This window comes from Streptomyces sp. NPDC020996, from assembly GCF_040641355.1.
Classification (GTDB): Bacteria; Actinomycetota; Actinomycetes; order Streptomycetales; family Streptomycetaceae; genus Streptomyces.
This window is the reverse complement of the sequence record NZ_JBFADM010000002.1, coordinates 27,000-49,027: the sequence shown is the minus strand read 5'-3', so window position 1 is coordinate 49,027 and position 22,028 is coordinate 27,000. Positions and strand designations below refer to the sequence as shown.

The 22,028-nt window shown below is 70.5% G+C and carries 17 protein-coding genes, 1 pseudogene and 1 riboswitch; of the genes and pseudogenes, 15 read left to right on the top strand and 3 right to left on the bottom strand.

The window, feature by feature from the left end; translation table 11 throughout:
• Positions 1–27: 27 nt before the first annotated feature.
• The 6 genes from AB0G63_RS01570 (at position 28) to AB0G63_RS01545 (ending at position 8,283) form a co-directional block, all read left to right on the top strand.
• Positions 28–1,257: an acyl-CoA dehydrogenase family protein gene (locus AB0G63_RS01570; RefSeq protein WP_360742491.1), complete on the top strand. Its 1,230-nt coding sequence runs from the start codon at positions 28–30 to the stop codon at positions 1,255–1,257.
• A 102-nt stretch (positions 1,258–1,359) separates the two neighbouring features.
• Positions 1,360–1,469: riboswitch (SAM riboswitch) on the top strand.
• Positions 1,470–1,732: 263 nt separating this feature from the next.
• Entirely contained in the window at positions 1,733–3,382 is a 1,650-nt protein-coding gene (locus tag AB0G63_RS01565; RefSeq protein WP_360742488.1) for an ABC transporter substrate-binding protein, read from the top strand.
• Positions 3,379–4,461 carry an ABC transporter permease gene (locus tag AB0G63_RS01560; protein WP_360742485.1) on the top strand — a complete coding sequence of 361 codons (1,083 nt, stop codon included), beginning with the start codon at positions 3,379–3,381 and terminating at the stop codon, positions 4,459–4,461. The genes AB0G63_RS01565 and AB0G63_RS01560 overlap by 4 nt, the downstream gene beginning before the upstream one ends.
• A 3-nt stretch (positions 4,462–4,464) precedes the next feature.
• Positions 4,465–5,412, top strand: coding sequence for an ABC transporter permease (locus AB0G63_RS01555; protein ID WP_360742482.1), 948 nt, complete (start codon positions 4,465–4,467; stop codon positions 5,410–5,412).
• On the top strand, positions 5,405–7,066 hold the full coding sequence (locus tag AB0G63_RS01550) for an ABC transporter ATP-binding protein (RefSeq protein WP_360742479.1): 1,662 nt from the start codon (positions 5,405–5,407) through the stop codon (positions 7,064–7,066). The genes AB0G63_RS01555 and AB0G63_RS01550 overlap by 8 nt, the downstream gene beginning before the upstream one ends.
• On the top strand, positions 7,063–8,283 hold the full coding sequence (locus tag AB0G63_RS01545) for a dipeptidase (protein ID WP_360742475.1): 1,221 nt from the start codon (positions 7,063–7,065) through the stop codon (positions 8,281–8,283). The genes AB0G63_RS01550 and AB0G63_RS01545 overlap by 4 nt, the downstream gene beginning before the upstream one ends.
• A gap of 586 nt (positions 8,284–8,869) precedes the next feature.
• On the opposite strand, the gene AB0G63_RS01540 is transcribed toward AB0G63_RS01545, so the two are convergent.
• Positions 8,870–9,427 carry a DUF1697 domain-containing protein gene (locus AB0G63_RS01540; RefSeq protein ID WP_360742472.1) on the bottom strand — a complete coding sequence of 186 codons (558 nt, stop codon included), beginning with the start codon at positions 9,425–9,427 and terminating at the stop codon, positions 8,870–8,872.
• Between the two features lie 292 nt (positions 9,428–9,719).
• On the opposite strand from AB0G63_RS01540, the gene AB0G63_RS01535 reads away from it, so the two are divergent.
• Positions 9,720–12,002, top strand: coding sequence for an MMPL family transporter (locus AB0G63_RS01535; protein ID WP_360742469.1), 2,283 nt, complete (start codon positions 9,720–9,722; stop codon positions 12,000–12,002).
• Positions 12,003–12,299: 297 nt separating this feature from the next.
• Positions 12,300–13,163, top strand: a complete 864-nt coding sequence (locus tag AB0G63_RS01530) for an aminoglycoside phosphotransferase family protein (RefSeq protein ID WP_360742466.1) — start codon at positions 12,300–12,302, stop codon at positions 13,161–13,163.
• Positions 13,164–13,178: 15 nt separating this feature from the next.
• Here the strand turns inward: AB0G63_RS01530 and AB0G63_RS01525 are convergent, their stop codons facing one another.
• Entirely contained in the window at positions 13,179–14,117 is a 939-nt protein-coding gene (locus AB0G63_RS01525) for a LysR family transcriptional regulator (protein WP_360742463.1), read from the bottom strand.
• A gap of 95 nt (positions 14,118–14,212) precedes the next feature.
• Here AB0G63_RS01525 and AB0G63_RS01520 point away from each other — a divergent pair, with 95 nt between their 5' ends.
• Together AB0G63_RS01520 and AB0G63_RS01515 are read left to right on the top strand one after the other, a co-directional pair.
• Positions 14,213–15,214, top strand: a complete 1,002-nt coding sequence (locus tag AB0G63_RS01520) for a DMT family transporter (RefSeq protein WP_360742461.1) — start codon at positions 14,213–14,215, stop codon at positions 15,212–15,214.
• Positions 15,184–15,681, top strand: coding sequence for a YbaK/EbsC family protein (locus AB0G63_RS01515; RefSeq protein WP_360742458.1), 498 nt, complete (start codon positions 15,184–15,186; stop codon positions 15,679–15,681). The genes AB0G63_RS01520 and AB0G63_RS01515 overlap by 31 nt, the downstream gene beginning before the upstream one ends.
• Before the next feature lie 63 nt (positions 15,682–15,744).
• On the opposite strand, the pseudogene AB0G63_RS01510 reads toward AB0G63_RS01515, so the two are convergent.
• Positions 15,745–16,167 (bottom strand): annotated as a pseudogene (locus tag AB0G63_RS01510) (3'-5' exonuclease); the annotation flags it as partial.
• Between the two features lie 65 nt (positions 16,168–16,232).
• Between AB0G63_RS01510 and AB0G63_RS01505 the strand changes: the two are divergent.
• The 5 genes from AB0G63_RS01505 (at position 16,233) to AB0G63_RS01485 (ending at position 21,948) form a co-directional block, all read left to right on the top strand.
• Entirely contained in the window at positions 16,233–17,711 is a 1,479-nt protein-coding gene (locus tag AB0G63_RS01505) for a site-specific integrase (protein ID WP_360742455.1), read from the top strand.
• A 293-nt stretch (positions 17,712–18,004) separates the two neighbouring features.
• Positions 18,005–18,901, top strand: a complete 897-nt coding sequence (locus tag AB0G63_RS01500) for a hypothetical protein (protein ID WP_360742452.1) — start codon at positions 18,005–18,007, stop codon at positions 18,899–18,901.
• Positions 18,902–18,933: 32 nt separating this feature from the next.
• Positions 18,934–19,518, top strand: coding sequence for a hypothetical protein (locus AB0G63_RS01495; RefSeq protein ID WP_360742449.1), 585 nt, complete (start codon positions 18,934–18,936; stop codon positions 19,516–19,518).
• A gap of 98 nt (positions 19,519–19,616) precedes the next feature.
• A complete protein-coding gene (locus AB0G63_RS01490; protein ID WP_360742446.1) occupies positions 19,617–21,551 on the top strand; it encodes a hypothetical protein in 1,935 nt (644 codons plus the stop codon).
• Positions 21,552–21,561: 10 nt separating this feature from the next.
• Complete coding sequence (locus AB0G63_RS01485) at positions 21,562–21,948, top strand: hypothetical protein (protein ID WP_360742443.1); 387 nt, start codon at positions 21,562–21,564, stop codon at positions 21,946–21,948.
• Positions 21,949–22,028 lie beyond the last annotated feature (80 nt).

The window sequence follows — 22,028 nt, the reverse complement described above, 5'->3', positions numbered from 1 at the left end:
ACTCACGAACTTGAGGAGGTCACCGCCATGGGCGTTGCCACTGCGCCGTCCGGATCCGCCGGGAAGTCCGACCGGACCGGGCCCGGCCGTGCGCACTGGCTGCACGTGGCTCGCGAGACGGCGGAGGACCTGACCACGGACGCGGCGGCCAGGGAGCACGCGGGCAAAGCCCCGTTCGACGAGGTGTCCCGGCTGCGTGAAGCCGGGCTGCTGACGCTTCTCGTGCCGGCCGAGTCCGGGGGAGGCGGCGCGGACTGGACGACGGCGTACGCCGTCGTCCGGGAGATCGTCGCCGCCGACGGCGCCATCGGGCAACTGCTCGGCTGTCACTACTTCCTGTCATGGAGCGCCCGGTTCTTCGCCCAGCCCGCCGCCGCCACCCGGATCGAACAACAGTCGGCGACGCAGCAGTGGTGCTGGGGCGGCGGTCTCGCCCCGCAGGAACTGCCTCTGACCCTGACCAGGAAAGGCAGGGGCTACGTACTTGACGGTCGGCAGAGCTACACCACCGGGGTCCTGGTCGCCGACCGCCTCGCCGTGCGGGCCGAGCGGGCCGACACCGGCGAACCGCTCGTCGTCGTCGCCGATCCCGCCCATCGCCGCGTGCGGATCTACGGCGACGCGGACACCTTCGGCCAGCGGCTCGCGGCCGGCGGCAGCGTGGAGTTCGACGCCGTGCCGATCGCCGCCCACGACGTACTCGGCTCCCTGTCCGCAGACGACGACGTGCTGTCACCCCAGGCCGCTCTCACATCACCGATCGGACGCCTCCTGTCCGTCCAACTCCTTCTCGGCATTGCCGAGGGAGTGCTCGCCGAGGCCCGTGAGTACACCAGGGCGGGCCGTTCGTCCTGGCATCCTGCCCGGCCGGGCGGCTCTCCTGAGGATCCGTACGCGCTGACCGCCTACGGAGAGCTCACCGTCCTCACCCGTGCCGCCTCCGCACTCACCGGTCAAGCGGTGGAAGCCGTGCACGGCGGCCTGGCACGCGGCGAGGACCTCACCTACGACGAGTACGCTGACATCTCGGTCCTCGTGACCATGGCCGAAGCCGCCGCTTCCAGAGCCGCGCAGGAATCCACCACCCGCGCCCTCGACGTCATCGGCTCCCGCTCCGCTTCCGCGCGGCTGGGCTTCGACCGCTTCTGGCGCAATGCGAGGACCCACACCTTGTACGAGCCTGCCGCCCAGCGGCTCCGCGACGTCGGCGACTACTTCCTCAACGGGGCACACCCTCCGTTCGTCCTGCCTGCCTGACCCGGAGGCCGTGGAGCGCCTGGACGTCAGTCGGCCCCGGACCTGATCCAGGGTCAGGGCCCGTCTTGACGCCGGAAGAACTGCCGATCTACGGTGAGCGCGAGCTACGAGTTCCGGTGATCAAGCCCTGGCTGGCCGGACGGCAACCCTCGACGCAGTGGGGTGCCCCAGGTGAAGGCTCGGCGGATTTTCTCATTCTGCAAGTGCGCTCACTCGGCCCCGAGGCGGGCCAGAACCCGGGAGGACGGCATGGCTGGAGCCTTGATGCTGTGCTCCCGGCTTCATGTCGATCTGCTGCTGGTGTCCAGCTGTCTGTGTACGGGCTGATCCACCCCTCCTCGGGCCGGCAGACCTGCCACCCGCCCGTTTGACCCTCTCCACCTCCTTTCTCCCTTTCCCACGTGACCGGCACGCCACGGCACAGCCCTGCGTCACGGCTGCCTGCGCACCCCCGATACGGAAGCAGAGATTCCTGATGGCACTGCACAACGGCCCGACACCGGACAGATCCCTCCGGTCCGGCCTCGGCGCGATATCCCTCGGCACGGCGTTCCTGGTGGCGCTGACCGGCTGCACCAGCAGCAAGGACGGCAGCACCGCGAGCTCCGCCGCGGCGATCACCGTCGGTACGACCGACCAGGTCACCAGCCTCGACCCGGCCGGCTCGTGGGACGCGGGCTCCGGCACCGTCGAGAGCGAGGTCTTCGCGACCCTGCTCAGCCAGAAGAACGGCTCCGCGGAGGTCTCCCCGGATCTGGCCACCGGAATCGAGCTGACGGGACCCAAGGAGTACACCGTCACGCTCAAGAAGGGCCTGAAGTTCGCCAACGGCCACGAACTCACTTCGTCTGACGTCAAGTTCAGCTTCGACCGGAATCTGAAGATCGCCGACGAGAACGGACCGTCGTCGCTGCTGTACAACCTCTCCTCGGTCGCCGCCCCGGACCCGGCCACCGTCGTCTTCACCCTCAAGTCGGCCGACGACACGCTGTTCCCGCAGGTGCTGTCCACGGCCGCCGGCTACATCGTGGACGAGCAGGTGTTCCCCGCGGACAAGATCCTCGACGACAAGTCGATCGTCACGGCCAAGCCGTGGAACGGGCCGTACGGCATCCAGAGCTACGACAAGAACTCGCTGGTGTCCTTCACCGCCAACGCCGAGTACCAGGGCCAGTTGGGCACGCCGAAGACCAAGAACGTCCGGCTGAAGTACTACACCGACGCCGGCAATCTGAAGCTCGACGTCCAGCAGGGCACCATCGACGCCGTCTACCGCACGCTGACCACGACCGACCTGGACGACCTCGCCAAGCAGAAGGGCGTCAAGGTCCACACCGGTTCCGGCAACGGAATCCGCTACATCGTCTTCGACCTGGCCGCCCAGCCCTACGGCACCAAGACCAAGAACGCCGACGCGAAGAAGGCGCTCGCCGTCCGCCAGGCGGTCGCGGACTCCGTCGACCGGTCCCAACTCGCCCAGCAGGTCTACAAGAACACCTACCAGCCGCTGTACAGCTCCGTCCCGGACGGACTGACCGGTGCCACCCCGTCCTTCAAGTCGCTCTACGGCGACAAGAAGGGCGGCCCCGACAAGGCCGCCGCGGCGGCCCGGCTGAAGGCGGCGAAGGTCAGCACACCGGTCACCCTCAACCTCCAGTACAACAGCGACCACTACGGCTCGTCGTCGGCCGACGAGTACGCGCTGATCAAGACGCAGCTCGAAGCGACCGGGCTGTTCAAGGTGAACCTGCAGTCCACCGAGTGGACCCAGTACGGCAAGGACCGCGTCAAGCATCTCTACCCGCTCTACCAGCTCGGCTGGTACGCCGACTACCTCGACGCCGACAACTACCTCTCGCCCTTCTACTCGGCCAACAGCTGGGTCGCCAACGGCTACGACGACCCCGCCGTGCGCACGCTGATCAAGAAGGAGGAGACCGAGACGGACGCCGCCGAGCGGACCGAACTGCTGAAGCAGGCACAGGACAAGGCCGCCGCCCAGGTGCCGCTGCTGCCGCTGCTGCAGGGCTCCACCGCCATCGTCACCCGCACCGGCGTCAGCGGCGTGCCGGACGAGCTGGACGCGACGTACCAGTTCCGCTGGGCCGGGCTCTCGAAGAAGTGAGCACCCTGACGCAGGAGACCCCCGGCGCCGTCGCCACCCCGGCCGACGGCGCCGCCGGGTACGGGTTCGCCCGCTACCTGGCGGTCCGCTTCCTCCTCATCATCCCCACCGTGCTGATCCTGGTCAGTCTGGTCTTCTTCCTGATGCGGCTGACCGGCGACCCGATCACCGCCGCCTTCGGCGACCGCCTCACCCCGGACCAGCTCCAGGCCAAGCTCCACCAGGCGGGCTACGACCGGCCGTTGTTCACCCAGTACCTGGACTACCTGCGCTCGCTGGCCACCGGCGACTTCGGCCGCACGGTCACCGACAACCAGCCGGTGACGCACGTGCTCGGCACGTACGGCGCGGCGACCGTCGAACTCGCCTGCTACGCACTCCTGGTGGCTTCGGTCATCGGCGTCCCGCTGGGCATGGTGGCGGCCTCCCGCCGCGACCGGGCGCCGGACGCGGTCCTGCGCCTGTTCGCGATCCTGACCTACGCCACGCCCGTGTTCTTCGTGGGTCTGCTGCTGAAGCTGGTCTTCGCGATCCGGCTCGGCTGGCTGCCCTCGTCGGGCCGGGCGAGCACCGGCGTACAGCTCTTCCTGCAGGATCAGACGAGCACGACCGGCGTGTATCTGATCGACGCCGTGCGCAGCGGCGACGGGACGGCGATCGCGGACGTGCTCCGGCACGCCGTACTGCCCGGACTGGCACTGGGCCTGCTCGTGGCCGGCGTGCTGCTCCGGCTGGTGCGCACGAACCTGATCGGGACGCTCTCCACCGAGTACGTCGAGGCCGCTCGCTCCCGGGGAGTGGCGCCGCTGCGCCTGGTCACCCGCCACGCCACCCGGCCCGCGCTGATCCCCGTCGTCACCGTCCTGGGACTCCAGGTCGCCGGGCTCCTCGGCGGGGCCGTGCTGACCGAGACCACCTTCGAGTGGAAGGGCCTCGGCTACGAGCTCGCCCACTACCTGACGGCCCGTGACTTCCCGGCCGTGCAGGGCATCGTGGCCCTGTTCGCCGTCGTCGTGGCGGTGACGAACTTCCTCGTCGACGTCGTCGCCGCGCTGATCGACCCGCGAGTGAGGTACTGAGACATGGCCCTGGTTCTCGTACGACGGCTGCCGCTGCGTCTGCGGACGGGCGCGGGGGTGCAGCGGGCCATGCTGCTCACCGGCCTGGTTCTGACCGGCCTGTTCGTCCTCACCGCACTGCTGGGACCGTGGCTCGCCCCGCACGGCTACGCCCAGCTCCGCGACGGTGAGGGCCTGTTCGGCTCCCAGCAACAGCCGAGCGGCGCCCACCCGCTGGGCACCACCATCGCGGGGTACGACGTGCTGTCCCGGACGGTCTGGGGCGCGCGGACCGCGCTGCTGATCATCCTCGCCTCGCTGCTGCTGTCGGTCGTGCCGGGCACCGTGCTCGGCCTGGTCTCCGGCTACCTCGGGGGCAAGCCGGACCGGCTGCTGGTGGGGCTGGCGGACGCCCTGTACGCGTTCCCTCCGCTGCTGCTCGCCATCGTCATGTCGATCGTGATCAGCGGTGGCCGGTCGAGCCTCGTCGGCGGTCTCGGCGCGGCCGCCGGCTCGGTCGCCGTGTCGTTCGTACCGCAGTACTTCCGGGTCGTCCGGGCCGAGGTGGTCCGGGTGAAGGCGGAGCCGTTCGTCGACGCGGCCCGTGTGATCGGCGCCGGGCCGTGGCGCATCATGACCCACCACGTGCTGCGCAACTCGGTGCGCACCCTCCCGCTGATCTTCACGATCAACGCGTCGGAGGCCATCCTCACCCTCGCCGGCCTCGGCTTCCTCGGCTTCGGCATCGAGCCCAACTCCGCCGCCGAGTGGGGCTACGACCTCAACCGCGCGGTCGCCGACGTCACTTCGGGCATCTGGTGGACCGCGGTCCCACCCGGCCTGGGGATCGTCCTCACGGTCCTGGGCACGACCCTGCTCGGCGAGAGCCTGACCGACCTGGCCGACCCACGGCTGCGGCGCCGCGCCGGTTCGTCCGCCGCTCCCACGGACGGAGGCGGGAACGATGACTGACCTGCTGCGCATCGAGGACCTGCACGTCGGCTTCGCCACCGACACCGGCTCGGCGCCCGCCGTCCGCGGGGTCAGCCTGTCCGTCGCCCCCGGCGAGGTGCTGGCCCTGGTCGGCGAGAGCGGCAGCGGCAAGACCGTCACCGCCCGGTCGGTCCTCGGCCTGCTGCCCGACACCGCCACCGTGCGCGGCCGTGTCCTGCTCGGCGACGGCTCCTCGGAGCCCGACGAGGACGTGCTCACCGCGTCCGCGGCCCGGCTGCGCGCCCTGCGCGGAACGCACGCCGCGATGGTGTTCCAGGAGCCCTCCACCGCGCTGAATCCCGTCTTCACCATCGGCTGGCAGCTCACCGAGGGCCTGCGCGCCCACGGACGCGGCGGCGACAGGGCCGAGCGGCGGGCCCTCGCCGTGGAATGGCTCGACAAGGTCGGCATCCCCGACCCGGCCACCCGCGTCGACCACTATCCGCACCAGCTCTCCGGCGGCCAGAAGCAGCGCGCCGTCATCGCCATGGCCCTCGCCCTGGGCACCCGGCTCATCGTCGCCGACGAACCCACCACCGCCCTGGACGTCACGGTGCAGGCGGAGATCCTGGAACTGCTCCACCGCTGCCGCACCGACTTCGGCACCGCCGTGCTGCTCATCACCCACAACATGGGCGTCGTCGCCGACCTCGCCGACCGGGTGGCCGTGATGCGTGCGGGACAGGTGGTGGAACAGGCGCCGGTACGCGATCTGTTCGCGGCGCCCGCACACCCGTACACCCGGCAGCTCCTCGCCGCAGTACCGGACTTCGGCACCGGCGCAGCCACGCGGCCGGAGACGGCGGACGGCGGGGGGCAGCCGGTCGTGCGCGCCTCCGGGCTGGTCGTCGACTACCCGGGGCGGCTGGGGCGCAAGGGCTTCCGGGCGGTGGACGGGGTGAGCTTCGAGATCCGGCCGGGCGAGGTGCTCGGGCTGGTCGGCGAGAGCGGCAGCGGCAAGACGACCATCGGGCGGGCCATCGCCGGGCTGACCGCGGTGACGGCCGGACAACTGGAGCTGTTCGGCCAGCCGTTGACGCGCAAACGCAAGGCGGCCGGGCGGATCGGCTACGTCTTCCAGGACCCCGCCACCAGCTTCGACCCCCTGCTGACGATCGCCGAGAGCGTCGCGGAACCGCTCGTCGTGCACCGGCGCGAGCTGGGCGCGAAGGCGATCCGGGCGCAGGCCGAAGCACTGCTCGAAGCGGTGCACCTGCCCCGTGCCTACGCCGACCGCTACCCGCACGAGCTCAGCGGAGGACAGCGCCAGCGCGCCGGCCTCGCCCGGGCGATCGCCCTGCGGCCGCGGCTGCTGGTCGCGGACGAGCCGACCTCGGCGCTGGACGTGTCCGTGCAGGCCAAGGTGCTCGAGCTGTTCGGCGAGCTGCAGCGGGAACTGGGCTTCGCGGCACTGTTCGTCAGCCACGACCTGGCCGTGGTCGAACAGGTCGCCGACCGGGTGGTGGTACTGCACCGGGGACGAATCGCCGAAGAGGGCGCCACCGGCCAGGTGCTGGGCAGCCCGCAGGACGACTACACCCGCCGGCTCGTCGCCGCCCTGCCCGTGCCCGACCCGGTCCGGCAGGCAAGACGTCAGCAGCGCCCCGTGCAGGAAGGAGTGGCCGGCTCATGACCGACGGCACACTGATCGACGAAGTACTCAGCGCCACACCTGTCTTCGACGGCCACAACGACCTGCCGGTGGCGCTGCGCGCGCGGACCGGTTACAGCGTCGAAGGCCTCGACGACGGCCGCCCGGAACTGCACACCGACCTGCCCCGGCTGCGGGCCGGAGGGGTCGGCGCGCAGTTCTGGTCGGTGTACGTCTCCTCCAGGCTGCCCGAGCCCGAGGCCGTGGTGGCCACACTGGAGCAGATCGACGCCGTCTACCGGCTCGCCGCCCGCTACCCGGACACCCTGCGGATCGCGTACACCGCGGCCGACGTCGAGCGAGCGTTCACCGAGGGGCGCATCGCCTCCCTGCTCGGTGTCGAGGGCGGGCACAGCCTCGCCGAATCACCCGGGGTACTGCGCTCGTACGCCCGGCTCGGCGTGCGCTACGTGACCCTGACCCACAACGACAACACGTCCTGGGCCGACTCGGCCACCGACGAGCCGGCGGTCGGCGGGCTGAACGACACCGGCCGCGCGATCGTCGCCGAACTCAACCGGACCGGAATCCTCGTGGACCTCTCCCACGTCGCCGAGTCCACGCAGCGTGCGGCGCTGGCCGTGTCCACCTCCCCGGTCGTGTTCAGCCACTCCTCGGCACGAGCCCTCCACGACCACCCCCGCAACGTGAGCGACGAGGTACTGGAGCTGCTCCCCGGCAACGGGGGCGTGATCCATCTGACCTTCGTTCCGTACTTCATCTCCGCCGACGTCGCCGCCTGGGGCCAGGCGCTCCAGGACGAACGCGCACGCCTCGGTCTGCCTGCCGTGCCCTGGAGCCGGCCGCGCGCGCCACGCCCCGGCGAGGATCCGGCGGGCGTCGCCGAGGAGCACGCGGAGGCCTTCACCGCTGCCCTCGACGACCGGCTGGAGCGCTGGCTCGATGCCCACCCCCGCCCGGAGGTGACGGTCGCCCAGGTCGCCGACCACGTGGAGCACGCCCGCGAGGTGGCCGGCGTCGACCACATCGGTCTCGGCGGCGACTACGACGGGGTGGACCATCAGCCGGCCGGCCTCGCCGATGTCTCCGGCTATCCGGTGCTGCTGGCCGAGCTGGCCGACCGCGGCTGGTCCCGGCCCGAGCTGGAGGCCCTGACCGGCCGCAACATCCTCCGCGTTCTGCGCGAGGCCGAGGAGCGGGCCGCCGAACCGCTGTGGCCCACGGTCCCGCTGCGCTGACGGACCGGTCCGCATCCATCGGCGCCTCGGCGGGTGCGGACCGCGCCGCGTCACCTGGTCGGTACCCGGCGCTGTACGCCAAGTGCGCCGCCGGGGACCGCGGTACGACGTCGGCCTCGCCCCCACCGTGCGGCGCGGCGCCCAGGGCCACAGGTGATCTTCCAGCCCGGTGACTCCGGCCAGGAGCGGCTTCGCCGCCCGCCACGCCGGAACGCGCCTTCCGGCCAGGGGCTTGCCTCGGAAGTCCCGTCCGGCCCGCGACGCCCGGCACGGGCACCCCGCCGCGTCGTCGGGATCGCCCGCGCACCCCTCCTGCGCGCCGGGCCCGACGCCCAGCCCCTGATGCCAGCGCCAGGGTGAGGGCGCTCCTGGCCGCGTTCGTGGCCGCGCTCCTGGCCGCGTTCGTGGCCGCGCTCCTGGCCGCGTTCGTGGCCGCGTTCGTGGCCGCGTTCGTGGCCGCGTTCGTGGCCGCGTTCGTGGCCGCGTTCGTGGTCGCGTTCGTGGCCGCGTTCGTGGTCGCGTTCGTGGTCGGCGTGACCGCGACGGCAGTGCCGGACCGTTTCCGCGCCCGCTCCGGCGCATCCGCTCACAGGGCCATGGCCGTGAGTTCCGCCAGCTTCAGCACGGTGTTCCAGTTGCGGGTCGTGGCGACGACGCCCTTGGTGATCCGCGGCTTCGCGAGGTGCCCGGCGAGTCTGGAGCGGCCGAGGCCGTCGGGCGCGTACAGGTACAGCGCGCGGTCGCCGAGCCGGAACTCCTCCGGCAGGTAGGCGCCCCGGTCGAGACCGGCGAACCGCTCCTCGTCCACCGGCGCCGAGAAGTAGGTGACGTGGAGCTGCTTGGGCTCCAGGTCGGCGGCGGGGAACGGGCAGGCCGCGGCGACCGCCCGCAGATAGGCGTGGTCGCGCACGATGACGTCGACGCCGAACCCGAATCGCCGCTCGACCGCCCGCGCGAGCTCGGCGGCCAGGGACTCCTCGTCGCCGTGGCCGGCCGTGAAGAAGGCCTGGCCGCTCTGCAGGTAGGTCCGCACGCCGTCGTGCCCGAGGCCCTCCATCAGCGCGCGCAGTTCGGCCATCGGGACCTTCCGCGCGGACCCCACGTTGACCCCGCGCAACAGTGCCGCATACGTCGTCGCCGCCATCCGCCCACCCTAAGGCCACCCTGAGAGCACAACCCGCCGCCTCCGCAACGGGCGGGACCGGGGACGGCGGGCGGGGCGCGGTCCGTCTCCCTGATCGGCGTCCCCGAGGAGGACCGGTAAATGTAGGGGGTCGCCATCCTCCCCAGTGGTGAGGGCGCGGTGTCCGGACGGATGACCCGGGGCCCCGGCACTTCACCGGACAGTACGACGAGATGTCCTTATGCGGCCCATACCGTCGTTACGGAAGGTGGCGGCAAGGAGCTGCCACCGCGTACGAAGGGGCAGGCCCGTCATGAAGAACCGAGAGGCGCAGGTACGCGGGTTCGCCGCCCGGGCCGGCGGCTGGAGCGCCCGGCACCGTTGGGCGGCCGTCGGCATCTGGGTGCTGTTCGTCGTCCTGGCGATGGGACTCGGTTCGGCGGCGGGCCGTGTCGACGTCAAGGACAGCGATCAGCTGAGCGGCGAGACGCACACCGCCGCGAAGATCGTCGAGGACGCGGGGCTCGAGGAGCCGGCCGGTGAGACGGTCCTGATCCAGGCCAGGGGCGGCGGCGTCAAGGCCACGGACCCCGAGTTCAAGGCCGCGGTCGCGTCGGTCGTCGAGGCCGTCGAGGCCACCGGCAAGGTCACGGACGTGAAGTCGCCGTACGACACCCGCACGATCTCCCGGGACGGCCGCAGCGCGCTGGTGCAGTTCGACATGCGCGGCGACTCCGAGACCGCGGGCGAGCGCGTCGAGCCGGTGCTCAAGGCCGTCGCGGGGGTCCAGAAGGACCACGAGACGCTGCGGATCGAGGAGATCGGCGGCGCCAGCATGATGAAGACGTTCGACGACGCGTTCGGGGACGACTTCCAGAAGGCCGAGTACTCGGCGGTGCCGGTGGCCCTCGGCATTCTGCTCATCGCCTTCGGCGCCCTGGTGGCCGCGCTGCTGCCGGTCGCGCTGGCGATCACCGCGATCATCGCGACGATGGGCCTGATGGGCGTCGTCAGCCATCTGCAGCCGATGAGCGACACCGCCAACTCCGTGATGCTGCTGGTGGGTCTGGCGGTCGGCGTCGACTACTGCCTGTTCTACCTGCGCCGCGAACGTGAGGAGCGCGCCGCCGGGCGGGACGCGCAGACGGCCCTCAGGGTCGCCGCCGCCACCAGCGGCCGGGCGATCGTCGTCTCCGGTGTCACGGTGTGCGTGGCGATGGCGGGCATGCTGTTCACCGGTCTCGCCGAGTTCGAGGCGATGGGCCTGGCGTCGCTGATGGTGGTGGCGGTCGCCATGGTCGGCTCGGTCACCGTCCTGCCCGCACTCCTGTCGCTGCTGGGCGAGCGGGTCGAGAAGGGCCGCATCCCCTTCCTGCACAAGGCCATGCGGCGCCGTGCCGCCCGCGGCGACGGGGGCAGCCGGTTCTGGACGGCGGTGCTGCGCGGGGTGCTCGCCAGGCCGCTGGTGTCCGTGCTGGTGGCGGCGGGCGCGCTGCTGGCGATCGCGGCCCCCGCGGTCGGCATGAAGACCCAGAACCTCACGCTGAACCAGGAGTTCGGCGACTCGCTGCCGATCGTGCAGACGTACAACCGGGTCAACGACGCCTTCCCGGGCGGCTCGGAGCCGGCCGAGGTGGTCGTCAAGGCGAAGGACATCAACGCCCCCGAGGTGAAGGACGCGCTCGCCGCGTTCCGCGACCGGGCGATCAGCTCGGGCGCCTCGCGCGGCCCCGTGCAGATCACGCTGCACGACGCGCAGAACGTCGCCTACGTGTACGTCCCGCTGGTCGGCGGCTCCGACCTGGACAAGGCCGGGGCGAGCCTGGAGAAGCTGCGCGACGAGGTGCGGCCGGCCACGCTCGGCAAGGTCGACGGCGTCCAGGCGCCGATCACCGGACAGGTCGCCGGCTCGCACGACTTCAACGACCAGCTCGCCGGCGCCGTCATCCCGGTGTTCGCGTTCGTGGTGGTCTTCGCCTTCCTGCTGATGCTGCTGTCGTTCCGCTCGCTGACGATCGCGGTCACCTCGATCATGCTCAACCTGCTGTCGGTGGGCGCCGCGTACGGCATCCTCGTCGCCGTCTTCCAGCACGGCTGGGGCGCCTCCCTGGTCGGCGCGGAGGGCGTCGGCGCCATCATCACCTGGCTGCCGCTGTTCCTGTTCGTCATCCTGTTCGGACTGTCGATGGACTACCACGTGTTCGTGGTGTCCCGGATCCGCGAGGCGCGCCTGCGGGGCCGTACGACGAAGGACGCGATCCGGCACGGCGTGGTCACCACGGCCGGCGTCGTCACCAGCGCCGCGGTCATCATGGTCGCCGTCTTCGCGATCTTCGGCACGCTGTCCATGCAGTCCATGAAGCAGATGGGCGTGGGCCTCGCGGCCGCGGTGCTGATCGACGCGACGGTCATCCGCGGCGTGCTGCTCCCGGCGGTGATGGCGCTGCTCGGCGAGCGCAACTGGTACCTGCCGCGCTGGATGCACCGGCTGCCCGACCTCACGCACGACGAGTCGCCGGAGGCGGTCGTGCACGAGACGCACGTTCCGCACGGCACGCGTGACGACGAGGACGAGGGCGAGCCCGTGACCGTCTGACCCCACCCGGTCCCGCCCGGTCCCACCCGGCACCGCCGAAACCGCGGGCCCGTCGGACTCCCCTCCCCGGGGGCCGACGGGCCCGCGCCGTTGCCTCGGGCGCGTGAACCGTCCGACCCGGGCGCGCGTAGAGCTTGGTCCGACCCGGGCGCGCGTAGAGCTTGGTCCGACCCGGGCGCGCGTACGGTCCGACCTGGGCGGATGCGACACTGGCCGACGGACGGCGGGAAGTGCGGGGCCGTCCGCGGCGGGCGTACGACGCACGACGCCCCACGGGACGAGACACGGAGGCGGACATTGGACGAGGCACGGGCGCGGGAGGTACTGGCCGCGGCACGGGTGCTGCCCGGCCCGGCGGAGGAGGCGCGGCTGCTCGCCCTGGGCGAGAACGCGGTGTTCGCCGCCGACGGCCTCGTCGTCAAGGTCGGCCGCGACGCCGAACTCCTGGACCGGGCGCGCCGGGAGCTGGACGTCGCGCTGTGGCTCGCCGGGGCGGGCGTGCCGGCGGTGCGGGCGGCACGGCCCGAGCCGCTGCTCGTGGCGGGGCACCCGGTGACCGTGTGGCACCGGCTGCCCGACGCCGTACGGCCCGCCGAGCCCCGGGACCTGGCCGGGCTGCTGCGGATCGTGCACGCCCTGCCCGCCCCGCCGTTCGCCCTGCCGCCGCGCGAGCTGCTGGGCGGCGTGGAGCGCTGGCTGCGGCTCGCGGGGGACGCCGTCGACCCGGCGGACGCGGCGTACCTGCGCGAGCGCCGCGACGGGTTCGCGGCGGCCGCGGCCGCTCTCACCCCGCACCTGCCGCCCGGCCCCATCCACGGGGACGCGCTCCCCCGCAACGTGCACGTCGGCCCGGACGGCCCGGTCCTGGTCGACCTGGAGACCTTCTCCGCCGACCTGCGGGAGCACGACCTGGTGGTCCTGGCCCTGTCCCGCGACCGCTACGGGCTTCCCGCCGAGGCCTACGACTCCTTCACCGAGGCCTACGGCTGGGACGTGCGCGAGTGGGACGGCTGCTCGGTGCTGCGCGGCGCGCGGGAGACGGCGAGCTGCGCGTGGGTTGCCCAGCACGCGCCGGGCAACCCGAAGGCGCTGGCCGAGTTCCGGCGGCGGGTGGCGTCGCTGCGGGACGGGGACGAGACGGTGCGGTGGTACCCGTTCTGAGGGCCTGAGCGACAGCTAGGAGGCTTCGGTGTCCCGTTCCTGGATGGTGTCGGCGTCCCGTTCCCGGATGGTGTCGGCGGCGCGGCGCAGCTCCGCCAGGACCGTGCGGACCGCCGTGCGGGCCGTGCGTTCGGGCCGGTACAGCACGTCGATGTGGCGTCGCGCCCGCACCCCGGCGAGCGGTCTGAGGACCAGCGCGGGATGCGGGCGGGTCGTCCAGCGCGGCATCAGCGCGATGCCGCCGCCGGCCGCCACCGCCTCGGCGACCACCGCGAACTCGTTGATGCGGTGGACCAGCCGGAGCCGCCGTCCGGCCGCGGCGGCGATCGCCTCGACGGTCGCCGTCAGCGGGAAGCCGTCGTGCACGGTGATCCACGGCTCGTCGGCCACGTCGCGCGGGGTGACGCCGGCCTTCGCGGCCAGCGGGTGCCCGGCGGGCATCGCCACGTCCAGCGGCTCGCGCAGCAGTGTGGTCGCGGTCACCGTGCCCGGCCAGGGCGGAGCGTGCTCGAGGCGGTGGGCGAGGACGAGGTCGTAGTCCCGGGTGAGCCGGGGGAAGTCCTCCTGCGGGACGTCCTCGTCGGCCAGCCGCGGCACCGGCCCGCCCGGCCCGGCGAGCGCGCGCAGCAGCGGCGGGAAGAACGCGGCGCCCGCGCTGTGGAACGCCGCCACCGACACCTCCGCGTCCGGCCGGGCGACGAACTCCTCCACGGTGTGCCGGGCCCGCGCGAGCGCGGTCTCCACCTCGGCGGCCGCGCCCGCCAGCGCCTGCCCGGCGTCGGTGAGCACCAGCCGCCGGCCCTGGCGCTCGGTGAGCGGCACGGGGATCGCCCGCTGCAGCAGCCGCAGTTGCTGCGAGATCGCCGACGGGGTCACCAGCAGCGCGTCGGCGACCGCCGTGACACTGCCCAGTTCGCCGAGCTCCCGCAGGATCCGCAGCTGCCGTTCGTCCATGGCGGCAAGTGTAGGCGGACGATGTAGAGGCTCTAAAAGATCCTTTTAGAAGATGGCTCTGGGCTTCACGGTGGTCTGTGGTGCACCGTGGGCGGGTGTCCGACGTCCGCCGTACCGATGCGGTACTCCTCCTTGTCGCGCTCGTCTGGGGTTCCAGCTACCTGTCCGCCCAGACCGCCACGTCCGCGCTGCCCGTCCTGCTGGTGCTGTTCGCCCGCTACGCCCTCTCCGCCCTCGCCTGTCTCGCCCTCGTCGCCGGCCGGCGGCGCGGGTCGCGGCGATGGACGCGGGAGGAGGTGCGGGCCGGGGTGCCGCTGGGGCTCACCCAGGCCGCGGTCCTCGTCGTGGAGACGTACGGCGTCGCCCACACCACCGCCGCCAACGCGGGCCTGATCATCAGCCTGACCATCGTGCTCACCCCGCTCCTGGACCGCGGCGGCCGGCGTGGCACGCTGCCGCCGTCGTTCTTCGCCGCGGCCGGCGTGTGCGTAATGGCGGTCGCGCTGCTGATGTCCGGCACCGGCTTCCACGCGCCGCGCCTCGGTGATCTGCTGATGCTCGGCGCCGCGCTGGTGCGGGCGGTGCACGTCGCGCTCGTCGGCCGGCTCACCGCGGGCCGGGCGATCCGGCCCGCGCAGCTGACGACGGTGCAGACCCTCGTCGGCACGGCCCTGTTCCTGCCCGCCGCCGCCTCCGGCCTGCCGGCCCTGACCGGCGCCGGCCCGGCGATCTGGGCCCAGCTGCTGTATCTCGCCCTGTTCTGCAGCGTGTTCGCGTTCCTCGCCCAGACCTGGGCCGTGCAGCGCACCTCCGCGAGCCGGGCCAGCCTGCTGCTGGGCACCGAGCCGGTCTGGGCAGTCGCGGTGGGCATCGCCCTCGGCGGCGAACGCCTCACCCCGCTCACCGCCCTCGGCGCCACCATGATGGTCGCCGGCACCTACTGGGGCCAGTCCGTGGAACGCGCCCACCGCACCGCGCCCCCGGACGAGACCGACATCCGCACCCCCGAGACCGACCACGCCACCGACACCCGCGACATCCGCGACACCCAGGACGAGGACACCCGATGCCGGACCGCGACACCTACCAGCGTCTGATCTCCCTTCTCGACGACTCCCGGGTCGGCTACAAGCTCATCGACCACGTGCCCGAAGGCGCCACCGACGCCGTGAGCGCGCTGCGCGGGCACCCGGTGTCCGAGGCCGCAAAGTGCATCGTGCTGCGGGTCAAGGTCGACCGCCGCACCACCCGGCACGTCCTGGCGGTCGTCCCCGGGGACCGGCGCGTGGACCTGGACGCCGTACGGACGCTGTTCGCGGCACGGTACGCCGGGTTCAGCGACGCGGAGACGGCCGAGCGGCTGGCCCGCGCGGTGCCCGGCAGCGTGCTGCCGTTCAGCTTCGACCCGGACCTGGAACTCGTCGCCGACCCGGAGGTCGTGGCGCGGGCGCACCTCTACTTCAACGCCGCCCGCCTGGACCGGTCGCTGCGCATCTCGGGCGCGGACTACGCCCGGGTGGCGCGGCCCCGCGTGGCACCGATCGCGGGCCCCGCGCCTGCCTGACGGAAGGGGCGGACGACGGGCGAGCAGCGGCGGACGACGGGCGGCGGACGGCGGACGGGCGGCTCACACGGTCTCGTCCGCCGGTTCCCGCAGCGGCCATGTCCCGTCCACCACCGCCGCCGCGTCCCCCTTGCGTCGCAGGAACGCCTGGAAGTCCGCCGCCCACTCGGCGTACCACCCGATCTGGCGGCGGTGCAGCTCCGCCGGGCCGAGGGCCGCGATCTTGGGGTGGCGGCCGGCTATCGCGCGGGCCAGACGGGCCGCGGCGAGCGCGTCGGCAGCGGCGTCGTGGGCGGCGTCCAGCGGGACGCCGTACTCCGTGCAGACCGCCTCGAGGTTGCGCTTGCCGCGGCGGTAGCGGTCGACCCAGCGGTCGATGGTGTACGGGTCGACGACCGGAGCGGGGTCGCGGCCGCCGAGGCGGTCCCGCAGCGACGGCAGCCCGTACCGGCGCAGCTCCGCGGAGAGCAGGCTCAGGTCGAAGGCCTTATCCACGCACGACCGTGTCTCACGATCTCCGTCGTCGTTGATCGACCAGGGGGTGCGATCAGATGGAGATCTTCTTCACCGACCCGGGTGCGTTGGAAGCAGCCGGGGTAACCGATGTGCAGAGAGCGCTGGAACGACACGGGTTGCACGCCGGTGCGCCGTTCATCATCAGCGATGAGGGCAGCTACGACATACACCTGAACCGCTTCCTGTGGTCCCTGCCGACGCTCGGGGTGAGGTCGACGAACTCCTGGCGGGCCTACGCTCTCGATCTGCTGACCTGGGGGCGGTTCCTCCACGAACATCGCGACAAGACCGTCTGGCAAGCCGACCGTGACGACGTGACGGCCTTCCACCGGGCCCGGCGCATCTCGCCCGACCCCACACAGGTCATCTCGGCCTCCACCTGGAACCGGTCTGTCGCGGCCTTGGACAAGTTCTACACCTGGGCGGCGGACGAGGGCCTGATCGAGCGGACGCCGTTCAAGTACTACGAGAGCTCACGGCAAGCAGAATCCGGTCGGCAGGTGCCCGTCCGTAACAACCGCGCGGTGGAGAAGGCGGCCAAGCGCGCTTCCGTCAAGTTCCTCTCCGTGTCTCGGTATGCGGCTTTCCGCGACGTCGGGTTGCGCGGTCTCCTGCCGTCAGGAGCCGCCGATCCGTCCTTCCGTGGCCGTAACGCGGAACGCAACGTCGTCATGGCGGAGCTGCTCGTCACCACCGGCCTGCGCATCCAGGAGGCCGCGTCGCTCTGTTGGCCCGAACTGCCTGCCCCGGACCGCCAGGACGGGAAGAAGAGCGTGCCGTTCGACCTCGCGCCGCCGACCGCGAAACGTGACAAGGGGCGCAGGATCCTGCTGCCGAATCGGATCGTCGCGGCCCTGGCCGATTACATGGAGATCGAGCGGTCCTTGGTGCTGGACCGTTGGAATACCCGAGGCCGTCCACTGCCTGCCGATGCGGTGCTGGGGAGCCAACCCGACCGCCGGGGCGTACGGATGCACACGAAGGACGGTCGGCTTCGAAGAGTTCCCTGGTCACGTGTGCCGCCATCGATCCGGTCCCGGCTCTTCCTCATGGACGAGCAGGACCGACCTCTTGGCCCCGCGTGTGTATGGCTCGGACAGGAAGCACGACCCGTGTCTCTGTCCGCCTGGGAGTCGGTATTCGTGCGCGCCTCGGAGAGGTGCCGGATGTTCGGGGTTGATGTCATCACCACGCCTCATGTGCTCAGGCACACCTTCGCGGTTCATCTGCTGTCGGCACTGATCCACGAGCAGATCGGCTCGGTGGACAGGCATGAAATGGCCGACGGCGTGTACCGCCGGATCATCGGAGACCCCCTCGATCACCTGCGCCGGCTGCTGGGGCACTCCTCGATCACGACGACGTACATCTACCTCGACTGCACCGACCAGGCGCAGTCCTTGATCGACGGTGCGGTGGACGCTTGGACCTCCGAGGTCGCGGCCACGGCGACGCAGGTCTCGCAGGAGGATCAACAGTCCGTAGCACAAGTGCGGGGAGACATGTCGTGGTAGGCCGAGGACGGCGTCGGGCCCGACTGAGTGTGCCTGCGGAGCAGCCTATTGATCCAACTCCCACAGCGCTGGGACTGCTGAAGATCGAGGTCACCTTCCCGGACAACCGAGCGGCCGTCGTGGACTGGACCCAGGAGCCTCAGCAGCGGCTGCTGCGGGCCCTGGGCGCAGAACTTGCGGCCTCGTGTGCTGTGGGTCAGGGCACAGGATCGCCACATACGCTGCGGAATCGCGCCCGCTCTTGTCGCGAATGGGCACGCTGGATCGCATCGACGGAGCACGTGGAACTACGCGTGGGTGATCTCCTCCCCCGGCACCTGGACGGGTTCGAGAGCCATCTGCGCGAAAGACATCCGGAGTCCTCAAGGACGCCCTACGCGCGTATCGCCGACATCGTATGGATCTTGCGGCGCCTGAGCGACAAGGAGGGAGGCTTGTCGCCTGCCATGGTCCGGCGGCTCGCCCATACCTCAGCGGGTCCGGTCGGCTCGTACGCCCCTCGCGACTCCTATTCGCCACACGTCGTGGAGCAGTTACGCGCTGCCGCACGCTCCGACATCGACCAGGCAGTTCGTCGACTGACGGTGGAGGGGCCGTCGCTCCTGGCACAGGGGCGGGACCCCCGGGCGGCTGGATGGAGTTCCGATGCCAACGTACTGTGGGAGATTTACCGGAGCCAGGGGCAGTTCACGCGTCAGGAACTGGCCGACCGGGTCGGTCGGGCCCTGGCTGACGAACATTCTCCTGGCCGCCTCGCACCCCTCCTCTACCCCACCAGTCGCGACCTGTTCGCCCTGCTCCTTCTGTTCTGTCTCGAAAGCGGCATGGAGCTGGAGGCAGTCAGGGAACTGACCTCTGACTGTCTCAAGAACTCGAACCGCGGCTATGTGCAGGTCGAGTACCTCAAGCGCCGTCGTCACGGCCAGGAGTGGAACACGATCCGGGTCAGGGACGGCTCATCCAACTCGCCGGGCGGGCTGCTGCGGCTGGCCCTTCGACTCACGGCCTCCGTCAGGGAGATCACCGGCTCGCCCGCCCTGTGGCAGTTCCGGATGAAGGAAGGTGTCCTGGCCACAGGATTCAGTGCGAGTGCGGTGGCACACCTGGCACGGAGTTTCGTCTCGACACATGGCATCAGCGACGAGGGCAGCCCTGTTGAACTGCGTTTGTCCCGGCTCCGAAAGACCTAAAGGCGGCCGTTTACAAGGTCACTGGCGGGAGGATGTCGGCCTTCGTGCAGGGGCATTCCCCCGACGTCGCCGCAGCGCATTACGCGAACATCCCCTCCCTGCGCGACCTCCACGAACAGGCTGTGGCAGACGGTTTGCAGGACGCACTCGATGAAGCCCGTACTCCCTCAGTCCTCACACCTGAGGAGGAACAACTGCTCATTGAACAGCCCGCTGAGGCACCGCAATTACTCGGAATCGCTCCCCAGGAAGTCGAGCCGCTCCTGTCCGGCGAATCCGATCTATGGCTGTCGTCCTGCCGCAACTTCTTCGACTCGCCATTCGGCACGAAGGGCAAGGCGTGCCCTGTGTCGTTCTTCGGCTGCCTCGGGTGCGGAAACGCTGTCATCACCAGGAGGAAGCTGCCCGCCATCCTGGCGTTTCTCAACCACATCGAGGCCGAGCGGGCCAGAACTCCCCAAGCCGAGTGGACAGCGCGTTTCGGCGGGGTCCACCAGCAGATCCTGCGTCTGATCCTGCCAAGGTTCAGCGAGAGCGACGTCCTCAGCGCCAGGGCCGTGGCCGAGTCCACCGAGCCCCTCCTCTTCCTTCCCTCCAGCCTGTTCGGAGGTCATTGATGCTCACGCAACCGCTGCCGCTCGGGTCCGGCGCTGATCGCCCCTGCGACACCGCACCCGTTCTGTCCGGACGTCCTCTCGTCGGCGACCCGTCCCTCATGCCGCGGTTCGGAGACGACGTCTGGAACCTCGGTGTGGCTGGCTTTGCCGGAAACCGGTACGCCAGCGAGTTCCTGATCGACTTCAAGTCCCTCGACCATCCCGTGCGACGCGAGGCCGCCCGCGAGTTTCTCTTCTGGAGGCTCAACACTCGTCCGGGCCGTGGAGCGCTGCCTTCCATCTCAACGGTGGCGGCCGAATGGTGGAACCTGCGGTGCTTCTTCAGGTTCCTTGACACCGAGCACGGAGGCCTGCGCCTGGACGCGGTCACGCAACCGGTTCTCGACGCATACCTCGTTCACTGCCGAAGTGAAGGACTGCTCACGAGCAGCATTCGCCATCGGCTCCAGGTGATCTCACGCCTGCATCTCGCAGCACAGGCCGTCGTCACCGACGCATTGGTCATCACCCCATGGAACGGCCGTCCCCTCACCCGAGTCATCGGCGTCGAACCGAAGCGCAAGCATGAAAACGAGACCCCCCGCATCCCACCGAACGTGATCGGCCCATTGGTACAGGCAGCGCTGTTCTATGTTCGCACCGCAGCAAAGGACATCATCAACGCACGTGCTGAACTCACAGAACTTGAAGCCTCCGTCGAAGACATCCACGGACTGTCCCTCAATCGGCTTGAGCGCTATCTCCACGGCCTTGCCAGCGACGGACGAGGAGTCCCCGTACTGGACGGGGTTGGACGGTTGGTGCACCTTGCCGGTTCGCCGGCCTACACGTACGTAATGCGGAAGTCCGGAGCCGGCCGGGGAGTCGCCGGAGGCGTCTACGACGAACGTATCGACCGAGCACTGGAGCTACTGGGCCCTGAGCCCGGTGGTATGGACACGCCCATCGCTCCGCACCTGCAGACCGGTCTCCCCTGGCGGGACAGATTCAGCCCCGCCGCTGTACCTCACGAGGAACGACTTCTGCGAACCGCCTGCTACATCCTCATCGCCTATCTGTCCGGTATGCGCGACTCCGAGGTCAAGGAACTGCGGAACGACTGTCACTTCACCGAGCGGAGCGCGGATGGTGTCGTCGTTCGCCACAAGGTGCGCTCGCAACTCGTCAAAGGCGGACGCGGCACAACGGAAAGCTGGGTGGTCATCGAGCCCGTTGCCGAAGCCATCGATGTCCTTCAGCAGCTACCCCATCGTGACGCGCTGTTCTGCCGACCGGTTACCCGTGATCGGTATTCAACGGTCTCGGCCAACCGAATGAATGAGAACCTCAACAAGTTCCGAGCACACTGCACGCACATCGGCTTCCCCGTGCCCGACGTCGACGGGGAACCCTGGCAACTCACCACCCGCCAGTTCCGCAGAACCGTGGCTTGGCACATCGCCCACCGCCCCTACGGCACGGTCGCCGGAATGATCCAGTACAAGCACCTCTCCGTGGCTATGTTCGAGGGATACGCCGGAACCTCAGCTTCGGGCTTCCGCGCGGAGGTCGCAGCCGAAGAAGCCCTGGCGCGCTTGGCGGACGTCGTGGAGCGCTACGAGGACTTCAAAGCCGGCGTCCGCTCCTCCGCACCCGGCGGCGCGCGAACTGACAACGAGTTCGTACGCGTACAAGAAGAACTCCAGGACTTCCCCGGCCGGGTGGTCGACGAGCGTCGCCTTCACGCCATGCTCAAGATGTCAGCCCGCACCCTGCACGTCGGGACGTTGAACGACTGCTACTACCAGCCCGCAACCGCCCTCTGTCGAACTGCCGGCGGTACGGACCAGCCCATGCTCAACAACTGCCGTCCCGATCGTTGCGGAAACTCGACCATCACGAACCGCCACCGCCCAGGGTGGGAAGCCGCGCGCGGAGACACCGAGCGAGCCCTCGCCTTCGTCGAGCTCTCCGAACTCCAGCGGACGGCACTACGACAGCACCTGAGCAACATCAACAAAGTGATCGAGAGCGTCGACCATGCCAACAACTGAACCTGTCGAAGTGGCTCTCCGCGCAGCCTTCGAACGTCTGCTTCGCGGAGAACCCGTTCGCAGCGACGGTTCCCTGACCGTCGCTTCTCTGGCCGCAGAAGCCGGTGTCAGCAGGGCCAGCGCCTACCGCTGCCCACAGGTCTTGGCCGAGTTCCGAAAGCTCGTCGCCGAGCAAGCGGACACGGCCTCTTCTTCGATGACACTCAGGCAAGAGGTCCAAGCGCTCAAAGCAGCAGAGCGCGAACTTCGCCAGCAACACGCCCGCGAGCTGCGTGAGCTGCGTGATTCGATCAACGTCCTGGCACAGCACGTGCAATACCTCACCCTGGAGAATCAGCGTCTTCTCCAGGCAAACGACCCACGCGACCGTGTCACTCGCATCGACAGGCACGGTTGACGAACGACAGATTAAGTGTCGTGGGCAGGAGAATGCGGACCGGACGCAGGCTGCTGGCGTAGACGGCCATGTTGTCGACG

Coding starts and splice junctions, on each gene's coding strand:
- AB0G63_RS01525 (WP_360742463.1), bottom strand. CDS start 14,117: ATGGACGAACGGCAGCTGCGGATCCTGCGGGAGCTCGGCGAACTGGGC.
- AB0G63_RS01565 (WP_360742488.1), top strand. CDS start 1,733: ATGGCACTGCACAACGGCCCGACACCGGACAGATCCCTCCGGTCCGGC.
- AB0G63_RS01540 (WP_360742472.1), bottom strand. CDS start 9,427: ATGGCGGCGACGACGTATGCGGCACTGTTGCGCGGGGTCAACGTGGGG.
- AB0G63_RS01550 (WP_360742479.1), top strand. CDS start 5,405: ATGACTGACCTGCTGCGCATCGAGGACCTGCACGTCGGCTTCGCCACC.
- AB0G63_RS01490 (WP_360742446.1), top strand. CDS start 19,617: ATGCCGCGGTTCGGAGACGACGTCTGGAACCTCGGTGTGGCTGGCTTT.
- AB0G63_RS01495 (WP_360742449.1), top strand. CDS start 18,934: ATGTCGGCCTTCGTGCAGGGGCATTCCCCCGACGTCGCCGCAGCGCAT.
- AB0G63_RS01515 (WP_360742458.1), top strand. CDS start 15,184: ATGCCGGACCGCGACACCTACCAGCGTCTGATCTCCCTTCTCGACGAC.
- AB0G63_RS01570 (WP_360742491.1), top strand. CDS start 28: ATGGGCGTTGCCACTGCGCCGTCCGGATCCGCCGGGAAGTCCGACCGG.
- AB0G63_RS01545 (WP_360742475.1), top strand. CDS start 7,063: ATGACCGACGGCACACTGATCGACGAAGTACTCAGCGCCACACCTGTC.
- AB0G63_RS01535 (WP_360742469.1), top strand. CDS start 9,720: ATGAAGAACCGAGAGGCGCAGGTACGCGGGTTCGCCGCCCGGGCCGGC.
- AB0G63_RS01505 (WP_360742455.1), top strand. CDS start 16,233: ATGGAGATCTTCTTCACCGACCCGGGTGCGTTGGAAGCAGCCGGGGTA.
- AB0G63_RS01555 (WP_360742482.1), top strand. CDS start 4,465: ATGGCCCTGGTTCTCGTACGACGGCTGCCGCTGCGTCTGCGGACGGGC.